Source organism: Acinetobacter sp. XS-4 (genome assembly GCF_023920705.1).
GTDB lineage: Bacteria > Pseudomonadota > Gammaproteobacteria > Pseudomonadales > Moraxellaceae > Acinetobacter.
Genome location: NZ_CP094657.1, coordinates 353,217 through 370,152, shown reverse-complemented (window position 1 = coordinate 370,152; position 16,936 = coordinate 353,217). Strand labels below are relative to the sequence as shown.

Genomic DNA, 16,936 nt, shown 5'->3' with positions numbered 1-16,936 from the left:
TGTTAATTTATTGATCGTTACAACTTGATTTAAGCCTAATAAAATCTTAAAAAATGACTGACTTTTGTAGATAAAAAGAATAATATTTTTGAAGTAATAAAAATTTAAAGTTACATACTGCTTTCTCACGTATTCTCTAATTTAGAACAAAAGCCGTGAACTATCTGACCCAAATATTTAATAGTTTTAAGACGAACTCCATTTTAATTTATTGCCTGCAAATTTTGATTGTACTCACAGGCACAACTTTAGGTTTACTTTGGCTAGACCATAACGAGCTCATCGTTCCTGTAACTTTAGGCGCGATTGCAGCAGCGTTAACCGACTTTGATGATCGCTTAAGTATTCGATTACGCAACTTGGTTTATGTCTGCCTCCTCTTTTTTACAGTCAGTAGTATTCTGGGCTTTTTAGCCCCTTACAAAATTTTCTTTATTTTATATCTTTCTCTTTCGAGTGCTTTTTTCATTTTATTAGGCGCTTTAGGGCAACGTTACGCCACAATTTCGTTTGGCACTATTTTGCTTTCCATTTATAGCATGTTCGGTTTAGGAGAATATGTACACTGGTACCAACAACCCACCTACTTTGTTTATGGTGCTTTGTGGTATGGCTTCACATCTATCTTGTTTTTTATTATTAAACCGACACTTCCCTTACAAGATAAGCTTTCACAAATTTTTAAAGAAATTTCTGTTCTACTACAAGCAAAAGCACGTTTGTTTGATCCCGACAATAAAGAGAACGTAGAACAGCTTTTATATGAATTATCGCTACAAAATACACAAGTTGCCCAAAGCCTCAATCAAATACGCAGTTCCTTGCTCACTCGACTCAAGGCTTCACGCGTCAGCAATAAAAGTATCTATTGGCTAAATTTATATTTTTTTGCGCGGGACATTCACGAACAAGCAACTTCAAATTATTTACATTACGAACATATTCAACAGAACTTTAGCCGTAGTGATCTTATTTTCCGTTTCCAGAAAAATTTACGCGTACAGGCTCAAGCATGCCAAGATCTAGCTCAGTGTATTTTGCATAATCGACCATCTCAGCCATCGCAAGAAAGCCGGACGGTATTGAACCATTTGGAAAGTTCTTTAAAGGACTGGATACAACAGCATCCACAAAACTTTGAAGTTAAAAACTTAAGACTTATTTTTGATAATTTAAAAGGAATGCATGAACAGTTTGAACAACTACAATATGCACAGCCCTTCCCTGAAAATAATACCCAAACAAGACAAGAACACTTAAATTTACTTGATGATGATATTCAAGGGTTTTCAGATCTGATCTTAAAACTCAGGCAACAGATTACACCGCAGTCGGCCTTATTTAGACATGCCATACGAATTGCAGTCGTTTTCGCCGCAGGTTATGCCATTTCATTATTACCCTTTGCTCAGCATGGCTATTGGATTTTACTGACCAGTTTATTTGTCTGTCAGATCACTTATTTTGCAACTAAAAGCCGTCTTAAACTAAGAACTATTGGTACTTTGCTGGGTGTTTTATTAGGAATACCTATTCTATATTTTGTACCGAGTATTGAAGGTCAACTCATCATTACGATTATTTGCGGAGTCTGCTTTTTCTACTTACGGCAAAAGAAATATGCATTGGCTACGCTTATGGCCACCCTGATGGTGCTGTTAATTTTTAACTTAAAAGGTGCAGGCTACAGCATTATTTTGCCTCGCCTGATAGATACGCTATTGGGCTGTTTTATTGCATGGCTTGCCGTAAACTTTATTTGGCCTGATTGGAACTTCCGCAATATTCCTAACAATATTAAGAAAAGTAGTAAAGCGACCTTAGATTATTTCAATGTGATTGTTGAGCAATATCAATATGGCAAAAATCAGGATATAGAGTACCGTCGAATTCGTCGTGCTGCCCATAATGCTCAAATCGAGCTGTCGAACATGATCTCGAGTTTAAGTGCTGAACCGAATCCAAATCCTCAGCTCATTCATTACGCTTTTCGCTATTTAGTTTATAGCCACAGCCAGCTAAGTTATGTGGCAGCGTTAGGTAGCCAACGACAGAGAATTGATGAAGAGCAGGTTTTGCAATTATTACTACACTGCCAAGAAATTTTGAGCCAGAGTGTCCTTGAGCAAACCCTACCCGACCACACGCTCATTTCTCAAATATTAATAGAAATTCAGGACTTAACAGCTCAAGAACAACTATCTGAGAAATACACCCTAGTTTTAAAACAAATCAGTTTATTGTTAGAAACATTACCAGAATTGCTGATGCTTAAAGATAAGCTGTTAGAGCAAGAAATTACCTAATATTAAAAAAATACCGGAATATAAATTCCGGTATTTTTTAGTTGTTGCCCTGTTGTTGTCGCTCTTGCATTTCCTGCTTTAAAGCACTTCGCGGTTGAGTAAACCAAAGAGCAATAAAGGTAAATGCAGATAATACAAAGGCCAATAAATGAAATTGCGTATAGAGGTAACGTACCAGCTCAATCATTGCAAAAAAGCTCATCATCAATAGCATCGAAACTGCCGCTGCAACAGTTCCTTTTGATACTTCAGATGACATGAGTGCAAAGCGATATAAAACTGAAAAGCTAATTCCCTCACCAAAACAGATGAGCGTCATGCCTGTAAGCAAACAAGGAATTAAATAGGTTTGCCAAACTACACCTAATATTAAAATAATTGTTCCAATCAGCATAATCGGTAAGCCAATCAGGATGGTTTTACCTAAAGCGAGACGGTCAGTAATTTTAATTAAGACGATGTTGCCTACAATGAGACCAAGAAATACTGGAAATTGAGCCAAGCCATATTGCACACTGGAGAGCTTTAACTCATCTACCAAAATGATTGGAGATAAAGCAATCCAAAGCATTAAAGGCATGCCCACCAACGGTAAAGCAAGACTTAAACCTAAAAAACGGCGGTTAGTAAACACCTTTTTAAAATCATCAAAAAGATAACTAAAAGGTTGTCGAGTTACACTGGCCTGCTGACTTGGCATCTGTTTTTTCAAACCGACCCAACTGAGTAATGCTAATACAGCAATGGCGACAAATCCCCAATGCCAAGACACATAATCAATTAAAAAGGCTCCAAGTACAGGCCCCAGCAATGGTGCAAGCAATGAGATATTTGCCATGAGTGCCATAACTTTAATTGCATCACGCTCAGCAAAACTCTCTTGAATAGCGGCATAACCGACTGCGGAGATTACAGTTAAGCCAATTCCCTGCAAAAATCTTAATGCCAGAAACTGTTCTATTTACCGCGTTAGTAAAATTAAGAAGCAGCATAGAGCAAAAAACAAAACCCCTGCTAGCAGTACTTTTTTACGTCCGAGACGATCCGACAACGGTCCAAGTAACCACGCAACTGTAGCGCCACCTAATAAATAAAATGACATTGAAGATGGTGCCCAAGTTGCACTTACACCAAAATCTTCAGTAATTGCCAACATTGCTGGCTGAATAAGGTCATTGCCAATATAAACCGCAAATTCAAATAGCACTAAAGCCAAAGGAAACATCAACGTTGTACGGTTCAACGTTGTCGTTTGAATATTTTTCATGAGTTGTACACTTCAAAATAGCGGCCAAAATGTCTCAGCAACTACATATTGAAATAAATAATGTAGTCACGATGATGACAGTACGGTCTATCAATCTTTAGTTAAGTTTTTATATGCTGTGAGAGTGCATGTTTAGAATGTGAAACACCGTATTCACAAGGTGTCTAAAACGAGAAAAAATGTATGACGTGAGATTCGGTAATTTTTACCAATTGGCACAATTGCCGAGCGCAACAATAGCACTTTTTAAATTGATCAGCAATCACGCAATTTCAAGAAGCTTAAATTTCAGTTTTTTGCACAAAAAGACCTGCAAATTCTTGTTGTGCACAAACTCAAAGTTATCCACATATTCGATAAAAAATTAAGCATTAAGGACAAGGACTAACTTGAAAGTCTGGGGCATCTTGTCCTTGTGTACATTGATAGCTTTGCTTTTTATTTACAATTTTCCAGACTTGCTGGTCTCGTTTTAATAAATATTCTGTACGGACTTTTGTTATCGCATCTTCGCTCGGATCTGTCTGTAAAATAGTGACTTGAGCATTAGAGGGATCATCGGCAGCATTCATTTGCTGTGAAATATCCAAATTGTTTGCATCATTTAAAAGATCGGGCTGATCAAGTAATACCGCTTGTATCGGGCTATCAGCAAGTTGAGCAGAAGAGTTTTTAGTTGGTGCACAAGCCGTTAGCATTACAAGGCTAAAAGCAATCAGCAAACTCATTTTTCTCATACGTGATCTCTTAGATTTACTCAAACTTAATGCTAAAGAATACAAATACTTTTTTCCGTTCAACATTGTAAACGGATTTATAAATATAAAGTTTTTCTTCAAAGCAAATAACTCAGAATGAGATAGCAACCCAATATTATTGATTATTAGTCAACAATATTTTTCCAATTACTACATTTTTCTCTAAGAGTAAGTTCTTTAAAGTATGCATCAAATTTAGGAATTTAATTAGAGTAACTCTCATGAGCAATATTTTAGTGATTAATGGCGCCAAACAATTTGCCCATTCAAATGGTGAATTAAATGACACGCTCACGGCATTGGCAACTGACCATCTCACTGAACTAGGCCATGAAGTTCAAGTGACTCGTGCAGATAGTGACTACAATGCAGAAGCTGAAGTAGAAAAATTCTTATGGGCAGATGTTGTTATTTATCAAATGCCAGGTTGGTGGATGGGTGCACCTTGGACTGTAAAAAAATATATTGATGATGTATTTACGACAGGTCACGGTTCACTTTATGCAAGTGATGGTCGTAGCCGCTCTGATGCTTCAAAACAATATGGTTCAGGTGGTTTAATTCATGACAAAAAATATATGCTGTCACTCACTTGGAATGCACCAATGGAAGCATTTGACGATGCAGATCAGTTCTTCCACGGCGTAGGCGTAGATGGTGTTTATTTACCATTTCATAAAGCTAATCAGTTCTTAGGCATGGGCACATTACCGACTTTTATTGTAAACGACGTGATTAAAATGCCTGACGTTGATAGTTATGTTGAAGAATATAAAGCACACTTAAATAGTGTATTTGCAGCAGCCTAATAAGGAGAAATCCATGCTAACCATTATTGCAGAAATTCGCACCAAATCAGCTGGGCAGCATCGTCAAAACGTGTTGGATGCTTTTCAAAAAATTATTCCAACTGTTTTAGCAGAAGATGGTTGTCATGGTTATGAACCTTTAATTGATCACAAATCAAATGCGAGCTTCCAAACCCACGAACCTGACACAATTGTGATGTTAGAAAAATGGAAAAGTGTTGCTCATCTTGAGGCACATTTGGCTACACCTCATATGCAAGCACATCATGAAGCAGTTAAAGATGATGTCATGGATGTCAAAATTAAAATTTTAGAAAGCGGCGTATAATTTAGCCCATAAAAAAAGACGATATATTTATCGTCTTTTTTATTTTTAAGAGCAAAGCTGTGTTTGGAAACCTCTAGAGCCTTTCCCTCTCGCACACTGATAGCTCTTTTGCTTATTTTGCAATTGCCACTTTTCATCCACTAATTTAAATGCATATTCTGTTCGAATTGCAGAGACAGAGTCATCCATTAAACCTGTTTGAATGACAATAATACGAGAAACAGTTGGAGATTCTACTCGGTTAAACACTTGCTGAACTGAGGTGTTATTGTGCTCTTTTGCAATCTCTGGTTGAGCTTTAAGTACTTGTTGCATTGGGGTCTCGGAACCCACAAAAGGAATTAATTTACTGGTCGTTGCACACCCAGTGAAAAGTCCAGCACAGAGCGCTGAAATTAAAAATAAACGTTGCATTTTTATCACCAAAAACAAAAGGCATAGCTTTATGATGCTATGCCTTGCTCAGTTACTCTGTAGAAACTATGTAGTTCTAAGGATGGCTACCCTTTTACAGACCAAATAATTGTTCTTGCTCAATCAACTTTAACGACAATCGTTTGATAAAATTAATTTCTATTACACATAACAAATAGGACCATTATGCAACTGACTTATGCGGGGCAAGTTTTCTTGGTGGTCGTTGCAGTTTTGATGATTTGGTCATTTGTACTCACTAAGTTTTGGATCAAGCGTTTAGCTAAAAATCGTAAAAGTAGTAAGTTTGAATTCGCTTATTTATTTGCCGTGGTTTTTAGTATTAGTGCTTTATTTTTCCCATTTACTTACTGGGTTTCTCAGGCAGTCTACGGCTTAGCAACCAAACCAACTTACGATGCAACGGTAGTGAACTATACTTCTGAATGGGTAGATACTGAACGTACCGACTCAAATGGACGTAAATATAAAACTAAGACACTCATGCATACTGCTCAGGTTCAATTTAAAGATAATCAAAATAAAACTCAAACTTTAGATAATTCAGTTCGCTCTGGTGATGTGCCTGTAGTTGGGCAACATATTACTGTTGTTTATGAATCAGGTGATCACACCGCGCAAGAAAAGAGCTGGCGAACAATTCTATTATTTGCAGCCGCCTTATTTATGTTGTTTATTTTAGGTTATGTGTTGCTCATGATTATTGCTTATAGTCTAAAGCGCGACATGGAACCCTACAAAACATTTGCTAGCACGTTAATTTTTAAAGTCACACTTCCACTTGGAACAATGGCGATGTTTTCGATGTTGTCTTATTCTATTTTTGCCTATTTCTTTTTAGGTAATCCAAGGAATTTACCTGTGTGGGCCATTGGGCTTTGTAGCTTTTTTGCCCTTAGTCTTTTACCGTTGATTTATCATATTCTGACGGGCTGGAAAGCGTACAGGAAATAGAAATTTTAATAAAAAAGCGCATCTTATGATACGCTTTTAACAGAGATTCTTTTATTCAATCAAGCATTAAAGATCAAATAATTTACCTGGGTTCATAATCCCGTTCGGGTCAAACGTCAACTTCAAAGCTTTCATATATTCAATTTCTTCAGGCGAACGTGAATATTCCAAATATGGTTTTTTCGTCATACCTACGCCATGTTCAGCAGAGATTGAACCATCGTATTTTTTAACGGTATCGAACACATATTTATTGACGACCTGACACTTCGCAAAGAACTCATCTTTGGTTAAGTTTTCAGGTTTCAAAATATTTAAGTGCAAGTTGCCGTCACCGATATGACCGAACCAGCAAATTTCAAAATCAGGATAGTTTTCTTGAACAATTGCATCAATCTCACGAATAAATGCAGGCACGTGAGTAATTAATACTGAAATATCATTTTTGTATGGAATAAACGGAGCGATTGATTCAGAAATATCTTCACGTAAACGCCATAAACTTTCTACTTGGTCAAGACTCTGGCTCATTACCCCATCAAGTACCCAACCCTGCTCCATACAATGCTCGAAGATTTCCATTGCTTTATCGAGAATCGGCTCATATGGCGCTTCAAACTCAAGCAATACATAGAATGGACATTGAGTTTCAAATGGGCGTTGTACATGCCCATGATCTAAAACTTTTTGCATTGCAAGTTCACCAAAGAACTCAAATGCAGTCAAATCAATATCTTTTTGGAACGCATGTAATACAGGCATCACTGCGTCAAAATCAGGAACGCCTAAAACTAAAACTTGTAAGTTTTGTGGTTGACGCTCTAGTTTAATTTCTGCTTCAGTCACTAAACCTAATGTACCTTCACCACCAATAAACAAATGCTGCAATGCATAACCAGTTGCATTTTTAACCATGCCTTTGTTTAAACGTAAAATATCACCTTTACCAGTGACAACAGTTAAACCAAGCACCCAATTACGTGTCATGCCGTATTTAATGACTTTAATACCACCAGCATTGGTACCGATATTACCGCCAATCTGACTAGAGCCCGCTGACGCAAAGTCAACTGGATAATACATCCCTTGTTCTTCAGCATAGTTTTGCAATTGTTCAGTCACAACACCAGCTTGTACTCGTACCATACGATCTGCTGGGAAGAACTCAAGAATCTGGTTCATTTTGTCCATGCTAATGACAATTTCACCATTAGTTGCTACAGCACCCGCAGAGAGACCAGTACGACCGCCTGACGGTGTAATCGCGATATTAAACTGGTTCGCAAGCTTTACAACTGCCTGAACTTGTTCAGTGGTCGATGGAAAAACGATGACCGATGGGTTCGGATTAAAATGCTTGGTATGATCTTTACCCCAGTTTTCGAGACTATCAGCATCGGTTTTAATACGGTTTTCACCGACGATTGCTGTTAATTGGGTGAGTAACTCAGGTGTTAAAGCGACTGGAGCATTCATCGTTTGCAGACCTAGCAAGAAGTAAACTATGGTGGGACTATGGCTTCATATTTTCAGGTTTTTCACCTGAGCAAAGCCATAATGTCCAAGGAACTCCTATATTCTACATGCAACAGCTCAAGCGATAAAGTTCAGAATAGAGATACAGTCACTACAAAACATGTTTAACGCAAATAAATGCTTTTCTATGAGACTTTCAGAGAAAAAATACATTTAAATCCCATACGAAGCATATTTTAAAGTACTCACAAGCCATAAATAGAAGTGATTAGACATAGATAAAATTGCCATAAGACGATGGCGCAAACGAAATATCTATAGTACCGACCATTATGTTATGATAGCGCCACCAAATTTGGCCTTTGTAGCGGAGCCGTAATGAGCCAACATCTTTCACTACCTAAAGATAAAATCCGTTTCCTGTTGTTAGAAGGCGTTCACCAAAACGCAGTCGATACTCTAAACGCTGCGGGTTACACCAATATTGACTATCGTAAAACTGCTCTTGAAGGCGAAGCGCTAAAAGAAGCTGTTAAAGATGCTCACTTTATTGGTATTCGTTCGCGTACCCAATTGACTGAAGAAGTTTTCGAAGCTGCAAATAAATTGATCGCAGTGGGCTGTTTCTGTATCGGAACAAACCAAGTTGATCTTAAAGCAGCTATGGCACGTGGTATTCCTGTATTTAACGCACCATATTCAAATACGCGTTCGGTTGCAGAGCTTGTACTTGCTGAAACAATTCTTCTTCTTCGCCGTGTTCCTGAAAAATCGGCGGCTTGTCATCGTGGTGGTTGGGACAAGTCTGCTGTCGGTTCTTTCGAAACTCGTGGCAAAACTTTAGGTATTGTAGGTTACGGTTCCATCGGTTCTCAGCTTTCTGTTCTTGCTGAAAGCTTAGGTATGCATGTGATTTATTACGATGCAGTAACTAAATTACCAATGGGTAATGCTCGCCAAGTTGGTTCGTTAGACGAACTTTTAGCGACTGCTGATGTAGTTACATTACATGTGCCTGATGTTCCATCTACACGAAACTTCTTCACTAAAGCACAATTTGCAAAAATGAAAGAAGGCGCAATCTTCCTCAATGCTGCACGTGGTACATGTGTAGTGATTGAAGATTTAGCAGATGCAATCAAATCTGGTCATATTGCTGGTGCAGCCGTTGACGTATTCCCTAAAGAACCAAAAGCAAATGGCGAAGAGTTTGTTTCTCCACTTCGTGGCTTAGACAATGTGATTTTGACTCCTCACGTTGGTGGTTCAACCATGGAAGCGCAAGCAAACATCGGTTTAGAAGTTGCAGAGAAATTTGTTGCTTACTCTGATAAGGGTATGACGCTTTCTGCGGTAAACTTCCCAGAAATCGCGTTACCATTGACTGCTGGTCAACACCGTTTATTGCACATCCACAAAAACGTACCGGGCGTATTGTCTAAAATCAACAACTTGTTTGCTGAGCAAGGCATCAACATTTCTGGTCAATCACTCATGACTAAAGGTGACATCGGTTACCTCGTAATGGACGTTGACGCTTCAGCTTCTCACGAAGCTTTAGATATGTTGCATGAAGTTGAAGGTACAATTCGCGTGCGCGTATTGTTCTAATACGAACTGTAAATTTAAAAGCCACAGCATTGTCTGTGGCTTTTTTATGGACATTTACATTATCATGTGAAAAGTATACCAATCGATCAAATAATAAAATGTCCAGTTCGAACCAGAAATCTCAGCTACATGCGTTGGGTTTTCTTATTCTCGCTATGCTGAGCGTACAAAGTAGCGCATCTTTAGCTAAATTTCTGTTCCAGAGCTTTCCCACCCTTACCGTTTCAGCAATGCGCTTATGCTTAGGTGCAATTATTCTTGCCTTTATTTTTAGAATTTGGCGAATTAATTTTAGTCAGGTCCGCTGGAAAGCTATTTTAGCGTATGGCTTTGCTCTTGCAGGAATGAACGCACTTTTTTATCTGTCAATTGAACGGTTACCGATTGGTATTGCAGTTGCTTTTGAATTTATTGGCCCCTTAAGTGTGGCCTTATATCACGCACGCCAAAAATATGATTTTGTCTGGGTCAGTTTAGCGATTGTTGGCCTCATTTTACTTTTCCCTTTCAATCAGGCTCATAGTCTGGATTGGATCGGAGTATTATTTGCAGTTAGTGCAGGCGCGTGTTGGGCACTTTATATTATTGCTGGACAGAAACCTTCAGGTATTTCGGGCAATCACACTGTGTGTTTAGGAATGAGTGTGGGTGCATGCATCTTATTACCCATTACTTTTTTCTCAGGCTCAATAGGGCAAGTTATAGAGCTTCCCTATCTTTTTTATTTTATTGGTTTAGCAATTTTAGCCAGTGCATTACCTTTTTCTTTAGAAATGCTGGCCCTACGTAATTTAACGCCCTTAAGTTTCGGAACATTGATGAGCCTAGAGCCCGCAGTTGCTGCACTTTCTGGCTTTATCTTTTTAGGTGAATATTTGTTATGGAACCAATGGTTAGCACTTGCAACAATTATTGCAGCTTCGGTCGGTTGTACCATAACTACCCAAAAAGCACGTCAGGAACGTGAAAAAATAGTAAGTTAAATCGACTAAAACCACGAGTTAAAACATGGCATTCGCTATAATTAACCCTTGTTAGTTTTAAATAATATTAAATGAGGCCCTAGGGTATTTCCATGCAGAATCTTCCCATTATTGCTGTGCTATATATGATTCTGTCGATGGTCTCATATCAAATCAGTGCTTCATTTGCTAAACAGCTCATTGCAATATTAGACCCTCTTACCGTTACAGTTTTAAGGCTGAGTTTTGCAACGGTTATTGTCGCTATTATGTTCCGCTCATGGAAAATCTGGTCACGCTTACCCTATTTAAAATGGCGTGATTTATTGATGTACTCTGCATCTTTGGGTCTCATGAATATTTTATTCTATACGTCGCTTGGAAAGTTACCTCAAGGGATTGCCGTGGGCTTAGAGTTCATTGGTCCATTAGGTCTAGCTCTACTTTCTATTAAACAAAAGAGTGACTACATTTGGGTGGCATTTGCGATGTTAGGTATTGCATTGATGGTGCCTTGGCAAGACCCAACGCAGCACCACTTTTCCTATGTCGGTGCTGCCTGCGCGCTAGGTGCTGGATTTTGCTGGGCATTCTATATTTATTTTGGTCAGAAAGTTGTGACCCAAAATATAGGGATGCATGCTTTAACCATTGGAATTGGATTATCTGCTCTAACCTTACTACCGATTAGCATCTGGCATAATGCTCCTGCATTACTTGAAACACAGTATTGGGGTAAAGCATTAGTTATTGCTATTTTAGCGACGGCTATTCCATATGCACTTGATTTAATGGCACTCAAACAACTCAATAAATTAACTTACGGCACCCTAACGAGTTTAGCACCAGCATTGGCAGCATTAACGGGTTTCTTATTACTTCACGAAGAAATCAGCATGCTGCAATGGGTGGCTTTAGGTTGTGTAATGCTGGCATCAATTGGCGTGACTTTAAGAAGTACTAAAAAAGTAGCATAGTTAAATACTATTGCTGCTTTTTATACTTTTTATATTCCTTTAAATATTTATTACCCAACGTTTCTTTTTCACTGTCTTTAAGAATTTTTCCCGCTTGTTGGAAAAATTTATGCTCTTCTTCTTTTAAATGATGATGGACTATTTCACTCAACTGTTTGGCGATTGCTAACCAGCTTGGGCTACTCATATCGGTTTTTTCGAGCTGTTCGACTAACTCATCCATTTCATGATGTTCAGACAAAGCATGTCTTGTAATATCTAAACCGACATCATCAAACATTAAAGGAATATAGAGATAACGGTCTTCGGCAACGGAGTGAGCATATAATTCATTTTTTAATGCATCAAATAATTCTTTTCTTTCTTCAGTTAAACCATGTGTCTGAACAAGTTGTTCAGAAAGGTTACGTTGATTTTCATGGCTTTCTCTTAATGCTTCGAAAATATTCATTCTCTTCCTCATTTTTAGCTAAAAAATCTTTTTTATTTCAAGGTTTATCATACGTTGAAATTTATATTATTTAAGTAGCTTAAAATGAGACTGTTTTTTATACAGTTTTCTTTCTAGTAAACTTCTGTAATTATTTTTATATGCATGATTTTGAATCACAGCATAAAAAGTATGAACTCCCCCCTAAGATCAGCTCATACTTTTTATTTCATTTAGCCTGTTACAAACAGTTGATAGCCTAAACGACAAATTAAAACACTGACTAAAATTAAGAAGATGATACGAACAAATCCACTACCATATTTTAGAGCAGTTCTCACACCCACAATTGAACCCAATACATTCGCGACTGCCATCATTAAGCCGATGTGTAAAATAGCGTGACCTGTCGGGATAAAGAAACTCAATGCAGCCAAATTGGTCATAAAATTACCAATTTTTGACAAAGCTGAAGCATGTAAAAAGTCAACTTGTAAAAAGCGGATAAAGAAGAAAATAAAGAAACTACCTGTACCCGGACCAAAAATACCGTCGTAGAAACCAATTGCTAAACTACCAATACCAGCCAAAACCAGCATTTTATTAGTAATTTTTTGCTCAGTATGGACCTGTCCAAAGTTCTTTTTAAGTAACGTATAAACTGCTATCACAATCAACATTACAAATACGAAAGGACGTAATACAGATTGAGGAATTAACGATAAACAAGCAGCACCCGCAAATGAACTAATCAGCGCACAAACAGCAATGACTGCTAAAAGCTTCCATTGCAACTTCACTCTTTTTGCAAAAGTATAAGCAGCCGATGCTGTACCAAAAATTGAAGAAAGCTTATTCGTACCAATAACCGTTGCAGTTTGCATGGTCGGGAAAGTGCTCATAAGACCTGGAATCTGGATAAGTCCACCACCGCCAACAGCAGCATCAATCGCTCCCGCAGTAAACGCAAAAAAGATCAAACTCAGGATAACATCCCATTCCATGCCCATGCTCTATACTCTACATCTACTACAAATTTAAGATACGTTTAGGTACCAACCGTTTTTTATCGGTAATCTCGGCTAAACCTAAACAGCGCTCACCCGAAAAAACTAAAACTTCTGCTTCTGCAGAATGCTCAATATTGCTTTCTAAACCATTGCAGAAATACTTTTCACGCCCTTCAGGCACTTGAATTTTTAAGAAATGATCAACTGGAGCATAAACTGGGAGTAATAAAGCTTCTCTTTGCTCTTCTGTCAGGCCTTCCAGATATTCAATGGTATAACTCGGAATAAGCTCAAAATGTCCTGTTTGAGTCCGGTTTAACATCGTTAAATGCCCACCACAACCAAGTGCCTCACCAATATCTTCACCTAATACACGAATGTATGTTCCTTTAGAACAAGTTACGTCTAGGGTGATACTATTTTGGGTAAACTCAACTAACTCCAAGGCATAAATTGTGATTGGACGTGCTTCACGCTCAATTTCGATACCTTTTCGGGCAAGCTCATACAACGGCCTACCTTCTTTTTTCAAAGCCGAGTACATTGGAGGAATTTGTTGAATATCACCTCTAAATTTTTCTAAGGTTTGTTCAATAAGCTCTTGGTTAAGCACGGGGACAGAGCGCTCTTGTAGAATTTCCCCTTCCACATCACCTGTTGTTGTAGTTTGTCCCAATCGCACGGTGGTTTGGTAGCGCTTTGTTGAGTCCAGCAAATAATGTGAAAACTTAGTGGCCTCCCCCAAACAAATCGGGAGTAAACCTGTCGCCAAAGGGTCTAGCGCCCCAGTATGACCTGCTTTTTGGGCGCGATATAACCAACGCACTTTTTGCAAAGCCGCATTTGAACTGAGCCCTAATGGTTTATTTAATAAAAATACACCACTAATATGGCGACGAGAAATTTTTTGATTTTTTGTCGTCATTTTTACTGGAACACAAAGCTGGAAAAAAGTGCCGACATGTTAGCAAATTCGGCAAGATATTTTCACAATATTTAGGTGCCTTTTCACTTATTTTATGGCACATTAATGATCGAGTAAAAAAACAACAAATTAAAACTTAAGGAAGATATCTTTATGCAAGGGATGCAGAAGAAGGTATTGTGGTGTGTGCTCGGATTTTTTATTTTGAGCCTCATTGCATGTGTCTATTGGTTAAGCCCTGACTCAAAAAATACATCAGCTCAGATAAATGAAAATAAAGCTAAAAATTTAGCATCGGCTCCTCAGACAGATCATTCATCACGAAATGAAGATACTTACCATAGTAAAAGTCAGCAAGACACAGAAGTTAACTGCCAGTTAAAAATTGATAGTTCCCAGCATTTAGTCGTTAACAGTCAAACACGCGACTGCTTTGAATATTTCATTACTCAATATGGTGAAAATGATTTAGAACAGATCAAAAATCACTTTGGGAAATTTGTTCAAGGACAATATTTAGAGCCAGCCCGCTCACAGATTATGGATTTATGGGCTCGTTATTTAAAATATCGTGAACAGCTTGCTCAAATCCAAACACCTTCAGCAAAACAACAAGATAAAAATTATTTTCAAAAGATCTTTAATTCAATTCAAGATATAAGAAAACGTTTCTTTTCAACCTCTGAAATTGAAGGACTTTTCTCTAGCGAAGATATCTATCAAAACTACACGCTAGATCGAATGCAGATACTTGAGGACTCGTCTTTAAGCGAAATTGAAAAAGCACGAAAACTTAAAGAACGTTTTGAAGAACTTCCCGAAGACTGGCAACAAAACCTACAAGAACTTTCTAAACTTGATGATTTACATACGCTAACTAAACAAATTAAAGCTCGTAAGGGTTCAGCAGAAGAACTTCGGCAAATGCGTACAGCACTTGTTGGGGCCGAAGCGGCTCAAAGGTTAGAAACTTTAGATACACAACGAAATGCTTGGCAACAAAAGGTCACCAGTTACCTCGATGGTCGAGATGAAATTATTAAAAGCAATATGAGTGATAGCGCCAAAAATCAAGCCATACAGCAATTACGCCAACAACAATTTAACTCATCACAAGAACAACTAAGACTTCGAACTTATGAAACGGTCCACGATCAGGGAGGTGAACTGCCATTTAATTACTAAGCCATTCCTCTTTGGGAACTGGCTAAACATTCACTAGCAGTAAGAAGCTGCTTTTCATACAAAATAAAAATAGTGAGTAAAAAATGAAAAGGAAGTTAATGTTTTTATGTGCTGCAATGCTCTCAGGACTGAGTATTTCAGCGGCCCATGCAACAAATGCTGAACAAGTTAAAAGCTCGTTCGTATATTCATCTTATGCACAAACAAAATATCCAATGGTTTTTAACCATGGTATGGCGGGTTTTAACAGAATTGGAACCGATACGCTTGGTCTCGATTACTGGTACCAGATTCTTCCTGATCTTGCCCGCAATGGAGGAAATGTCTGGGCGACAAGAGTCTCACCATTTAACTCAACAGAAGTGCGTGGAGAACAACTTGCTCAGCAAGTAGAAGAAATTATTGCCATTACCGGCAAGCCTAAAGTTAACTTAATCGGTCATAGCCATGGGGGTCCAACAATTCGCTATGTGGCCGGTATCATGCCAGAAAAAGTTGCCTCACTTACCACGATTGGTGCACCTCATAAGGGATCACCCATGGCAGATGTCATTCTGAACGTTGAGGGTACTCCTCTGTCTGGACTGGCAACGTTAGTAAATTGGTTCTCAGCAGCAATTACCTGGGCAGGAGGCCTAGATCCAACGAGCTATCCGCACGACTCTTTAGCAGGTGCCCATAGCTTATCAACTAAAGGTTCAGCTCAATTTAATAGTCAATTCCCTATGGGTGTACCTACCACTTCTTGTAGCGAGGGAGCATATCAAGAGAAAGGTATTTATATGTATTCCTTCTCTGGAAATAAAGCTCTGACTAATCCATTAGATCCATTTGATATTGCCCTTACAGGCAGTAGTTTGGTGGTCGATCCATTTGGTGATAACGATGGACTGGTTTCCCGATGCAGCGCCAAATTCGGAAAAACAATTCGTGATGATTACAACTGGAATCATTTAGATGAAGTAAATCAAGTACTGGGAATACGTTCTATTTTTGCCTCAGATCCTGTCTCGGTTTACCGCCAACATGCAAACCGTTTAAAACTACAAGGACTATAGTTTTTAAACAAAAAAATGCGCCAAAAGGCGCATTTTTTTACTCGGTATAAGCTTACGCTTTACGAGCTGGTAATTTTTCACGAATACGTGCAGCTTTACCAGACAAGTCACGGAGGTAGTAAAGTTTAGCACGACGAACGTCACCACGACGTTTCACTTCGATTTTAGCAACAACTGGTGAGTGAGTTTGGAATACACGCTCAACACCAACACCGCTAGAAATTTTACGAACTGTAAATGCAGAGTTCAAACCACGGTTTTTCTTCGCGATTACAACGCCTTCAAATGCCTGAAGACGCTCACGCTCGCCTTCTTTTACTTTAACTTGGACAATAACAGTGTCACCAGGAGCAAAAGCAGGGATATCAGTTTTTAACTGTGCATTTTCAATAATTTGAACTAAAGGATGTTTACCACTCATTGTGGGAATCTCCAATATGTGCGG

16 protein-coding genes and 1 pseudogene are annotated in these 16,936 nt (G+C 38.4%); 9 read left to right on the top strand and 8 right to left on the bottom strand.

Features of this window, described 5'->3' with window-relative positions; translation table 11 throughout:
- Window positions 1-155: 155 nt before the first annotated feature.
- Window positions 156-2,306 (top strand): YccS family putative transporter, encoded by a 2,151-nt coding sequence (yccS, locus tag MMY79_RS01775; protein WP_252611572.1) that lies wholly within the window; start codon window positions 156-158, stop codon window positions 2,304-2,306.
- Window positions 2,307-2,343: 37 nt separating this feature from the next.
- Here the strand turns inward: yccS and MMY79_RS01770 are convergent.
- Both MMY79_RS01770 and MMY79_RS01765 read right to left on the bottom strand, forming a co-directional pair.
- Window positions 2,344-3,573: pseudogene (locus MMY79_RS01770) on the bottom strand (MFS transporter).
- Between the two features lie 371 nt (window positions 3,574-3,944).
- Window positions 3,945-4,310 carry a hypothetical protein gene (locus MMY79_RS01765; protein ID WP_252611570.1) on the bottom strand — a complete coding sequence of 122 codons (366 nt, stop codon included), beginning with the start codon at window positions 4,308-4,310 and terminating at the stop codon, window positions 3,945-3,947.
- Between the two features lie 242 nt (window positions 4,311-4,552).
- Here MMY79_RS01765 and MMY79_RS01760 point away from each other — a divergent pair, with 242 nt between their 5' ends.
- Complete coding sequence (locus MMY79_RS01760) at window positions 4,553-5,140, top strand: NAD(P)H-dependent oxidoreductase (protein ID WP_252611568.1); 588 nt, start codon at window positions 4,553-4,555, stop codon at window positions 5,138-5,140.
- A gap of 13 nt (window positions 5,141-5,153) precedes the next feature.
- The gene (locus MMY79_RS01755; RefSeq protein ID WP_252611567.1) at window positions 5,154-5,468 is read left to right on the top strand and encodes a putative quinol monooxygenase; all 315 of its coding nucleotides are present in this window, start codon (window positions 5,154-5,156) and stop codon (window positions 5,466-5,468) included.
- Window positions 5,469-5,513: 45 nt separating this feature from the next.
- Here MMY79_RS01755 and MMY79_RS01750 read toward each other — a convergent pair whose 3' ends face one another.
- Window positions 5,514-5,882 carry a hypothetical protein gene (locus MMY79_RS01750; protein ID WP_252611566.1) on the bottom strand — a complete coding sequence of 123 codons (369 nt, stop codon included), beginning with the start codon at window positions 5,880-5,882 and terminating at the stop codon, window positions 5,514-5,516.
- A gap of 186 nt (window positions 5,883-6,068) precedes the next feature.
- Here MMY79_RS01750 and MMY79_RS01745 point away from each other — a divergent pair, with 186 nt between their 5' ends.
- Window positions 6,069-6,857 (top strand): xanthine permease, encoded by a 789-nt coding sequence (locus MMY79_RS01745; RefSeq protein ID WP_252611565.1) that lies wholly within the window; start codon window positions 6,069-6,071, stop codon window positions 6,855-6,857.
- A gap of 66 nt (window positions 6,858-6,923) precedes the next feature.
- Here the strand turns inward: MMY79_RS01745 and MMY79_RS01740 are convergent, their stop codons facing one another.
- Window positions 6,924-8,333, bottom strand: coding sequence for an FAD-binding oxidoreductase (locus tag MMY79_RS01740; RefSeq protein ID WP_252611564.1), 1,410 nt, complete (start codon window positions 8,331-8,333; stop codon window positions 6,924-6,926).
- A 378-nt stretch (window positions 8,334-8,711) separates the two neighbouring features.
- On the opposite strand from MMY79_RS01740, the gene serA reads away from it, so the two are divergent.
- From serA to MMY79_RS01725, 3 genes are all read left to right on the top strand, one after another.
- Window positions 8,712-9,944, top strand: a complete 1,233-nt coding sequence (serA, locus tag MMY79_RS01735; protein WP_004789759.1) for a phosphoglycerate dehydrogenase — start codon at window positions 8,712-8,714, stop codon at window positions 9,942-9,944.
- 98 nt (window positions 9,945-10,042) lie between these two features.
- Window positions 10,043-10,927 carry an EamA family transporter gene (locus MMY79_RS01730; protein ID WP_107880578.1) on the top strand — a complete coding sequence of 295 codons (885 nt, stop codon included), beginning with the start codon at window positions 10,043-10,045 and terminating at the stop codon, window positions 10,925-10,927.
- 92 nt (window positions 10,928-11,019) lie between these two features.
- Entirely contained in the window at window positions 11,020-11,883 is an 864-nt protein-coding gene (locus MMY79_RS01725) for an EamA family transporter (RefSeq protein WP_252611563.1), read from the top strand.
- A gap of 7 nt (window positions 11,884-11,890) precedes the next feature.
- On the opposite strand, the gene MMY79_RS01720 is transcribed toward MMY79_RS01725, so the two are convergent.
- From MMY79_RS01720 to truB, 3 genes are all read right to left on the bottom strand, one after another.
- Window positions 11,891-12,334 (bottom strand): hemerythrin domain-containing protein, encoded by a 444-nt coding sequence (locus MMY79_RS01720; protein WP_252611562.1) that lies wholly within the window; start codon window positions 12,332-12,334, stop codon window positions 11,891-11,893.
- 212 nt (window positions 12,335-12,546) lie between these two features.
- Window positions 12,547-13,323, bottom strand: coding sequence for a TSUP family transporter (locus MMY79_RS01715; RefSeq protein WP_252611560.1), 777 nt, complete (start codon window positions 13,321-13,323; stop codon window positions 12,547-12,549).
- A gap of 19 nt (window positions 13,324-13,342) precedes the next feature.
- A complete protein-coding gene (gene truB, locus MMY79_RS01710) occupies window positions 13,343-14,248 on the bottom strand; it encodes a tRNA pseudouridine(55) synthase TruB (RefSeq protein ID WP_252611558.1) in 906 nt (301 codons plus the stop codon).
- Between the two features lie 153 nt (window positions 14,249-14,401).
- Between truB and MMY79_RS01705 the strand changes: the two genes are divergently transcribed.
- Complete coding sequence (locus MMY79_RS01705; RefSeq protein ID WP_252611556.1) at window positions 14,402-15,433, top strand: lipase secretion chaperone; 1,032 nt, start codon at window positions 14,402-14,404, stop codon at window positions 15,431-15,433.
- 116 nt (window positions 15,434-15,549) lie between these two features.
- Window positions 15,550-16,491 (top strand): triacylglycerol lipase, encoded by a 942-nt coding sequence (locus MMY79_RS01700; protein ID WP_252613404.1) that lies wholly within the window; start codon window positions 15,550-15,552, stop codon window positions 16,489-16,491.
- A gap of 52 nt (window positions 16,492-16,543) precedes the next feature.
- On the opposite strand, the gene rplS is transcribed toward MMY79_RS01700, so the two are convergent.
- Window positions 16,544-16,912, bottom strand: a complete 369-nt coding sequence (gene rplS, locus MMY79_RS01695) for a 50S ribosomal protein L19 (protein ID WP_016140014.1) — start codon at window positions 16,910-16,912, stop codon at window positions 16,544-16,546.
- Window positions 16,913-16,936 lie beyond the last annotated feature (24 nt).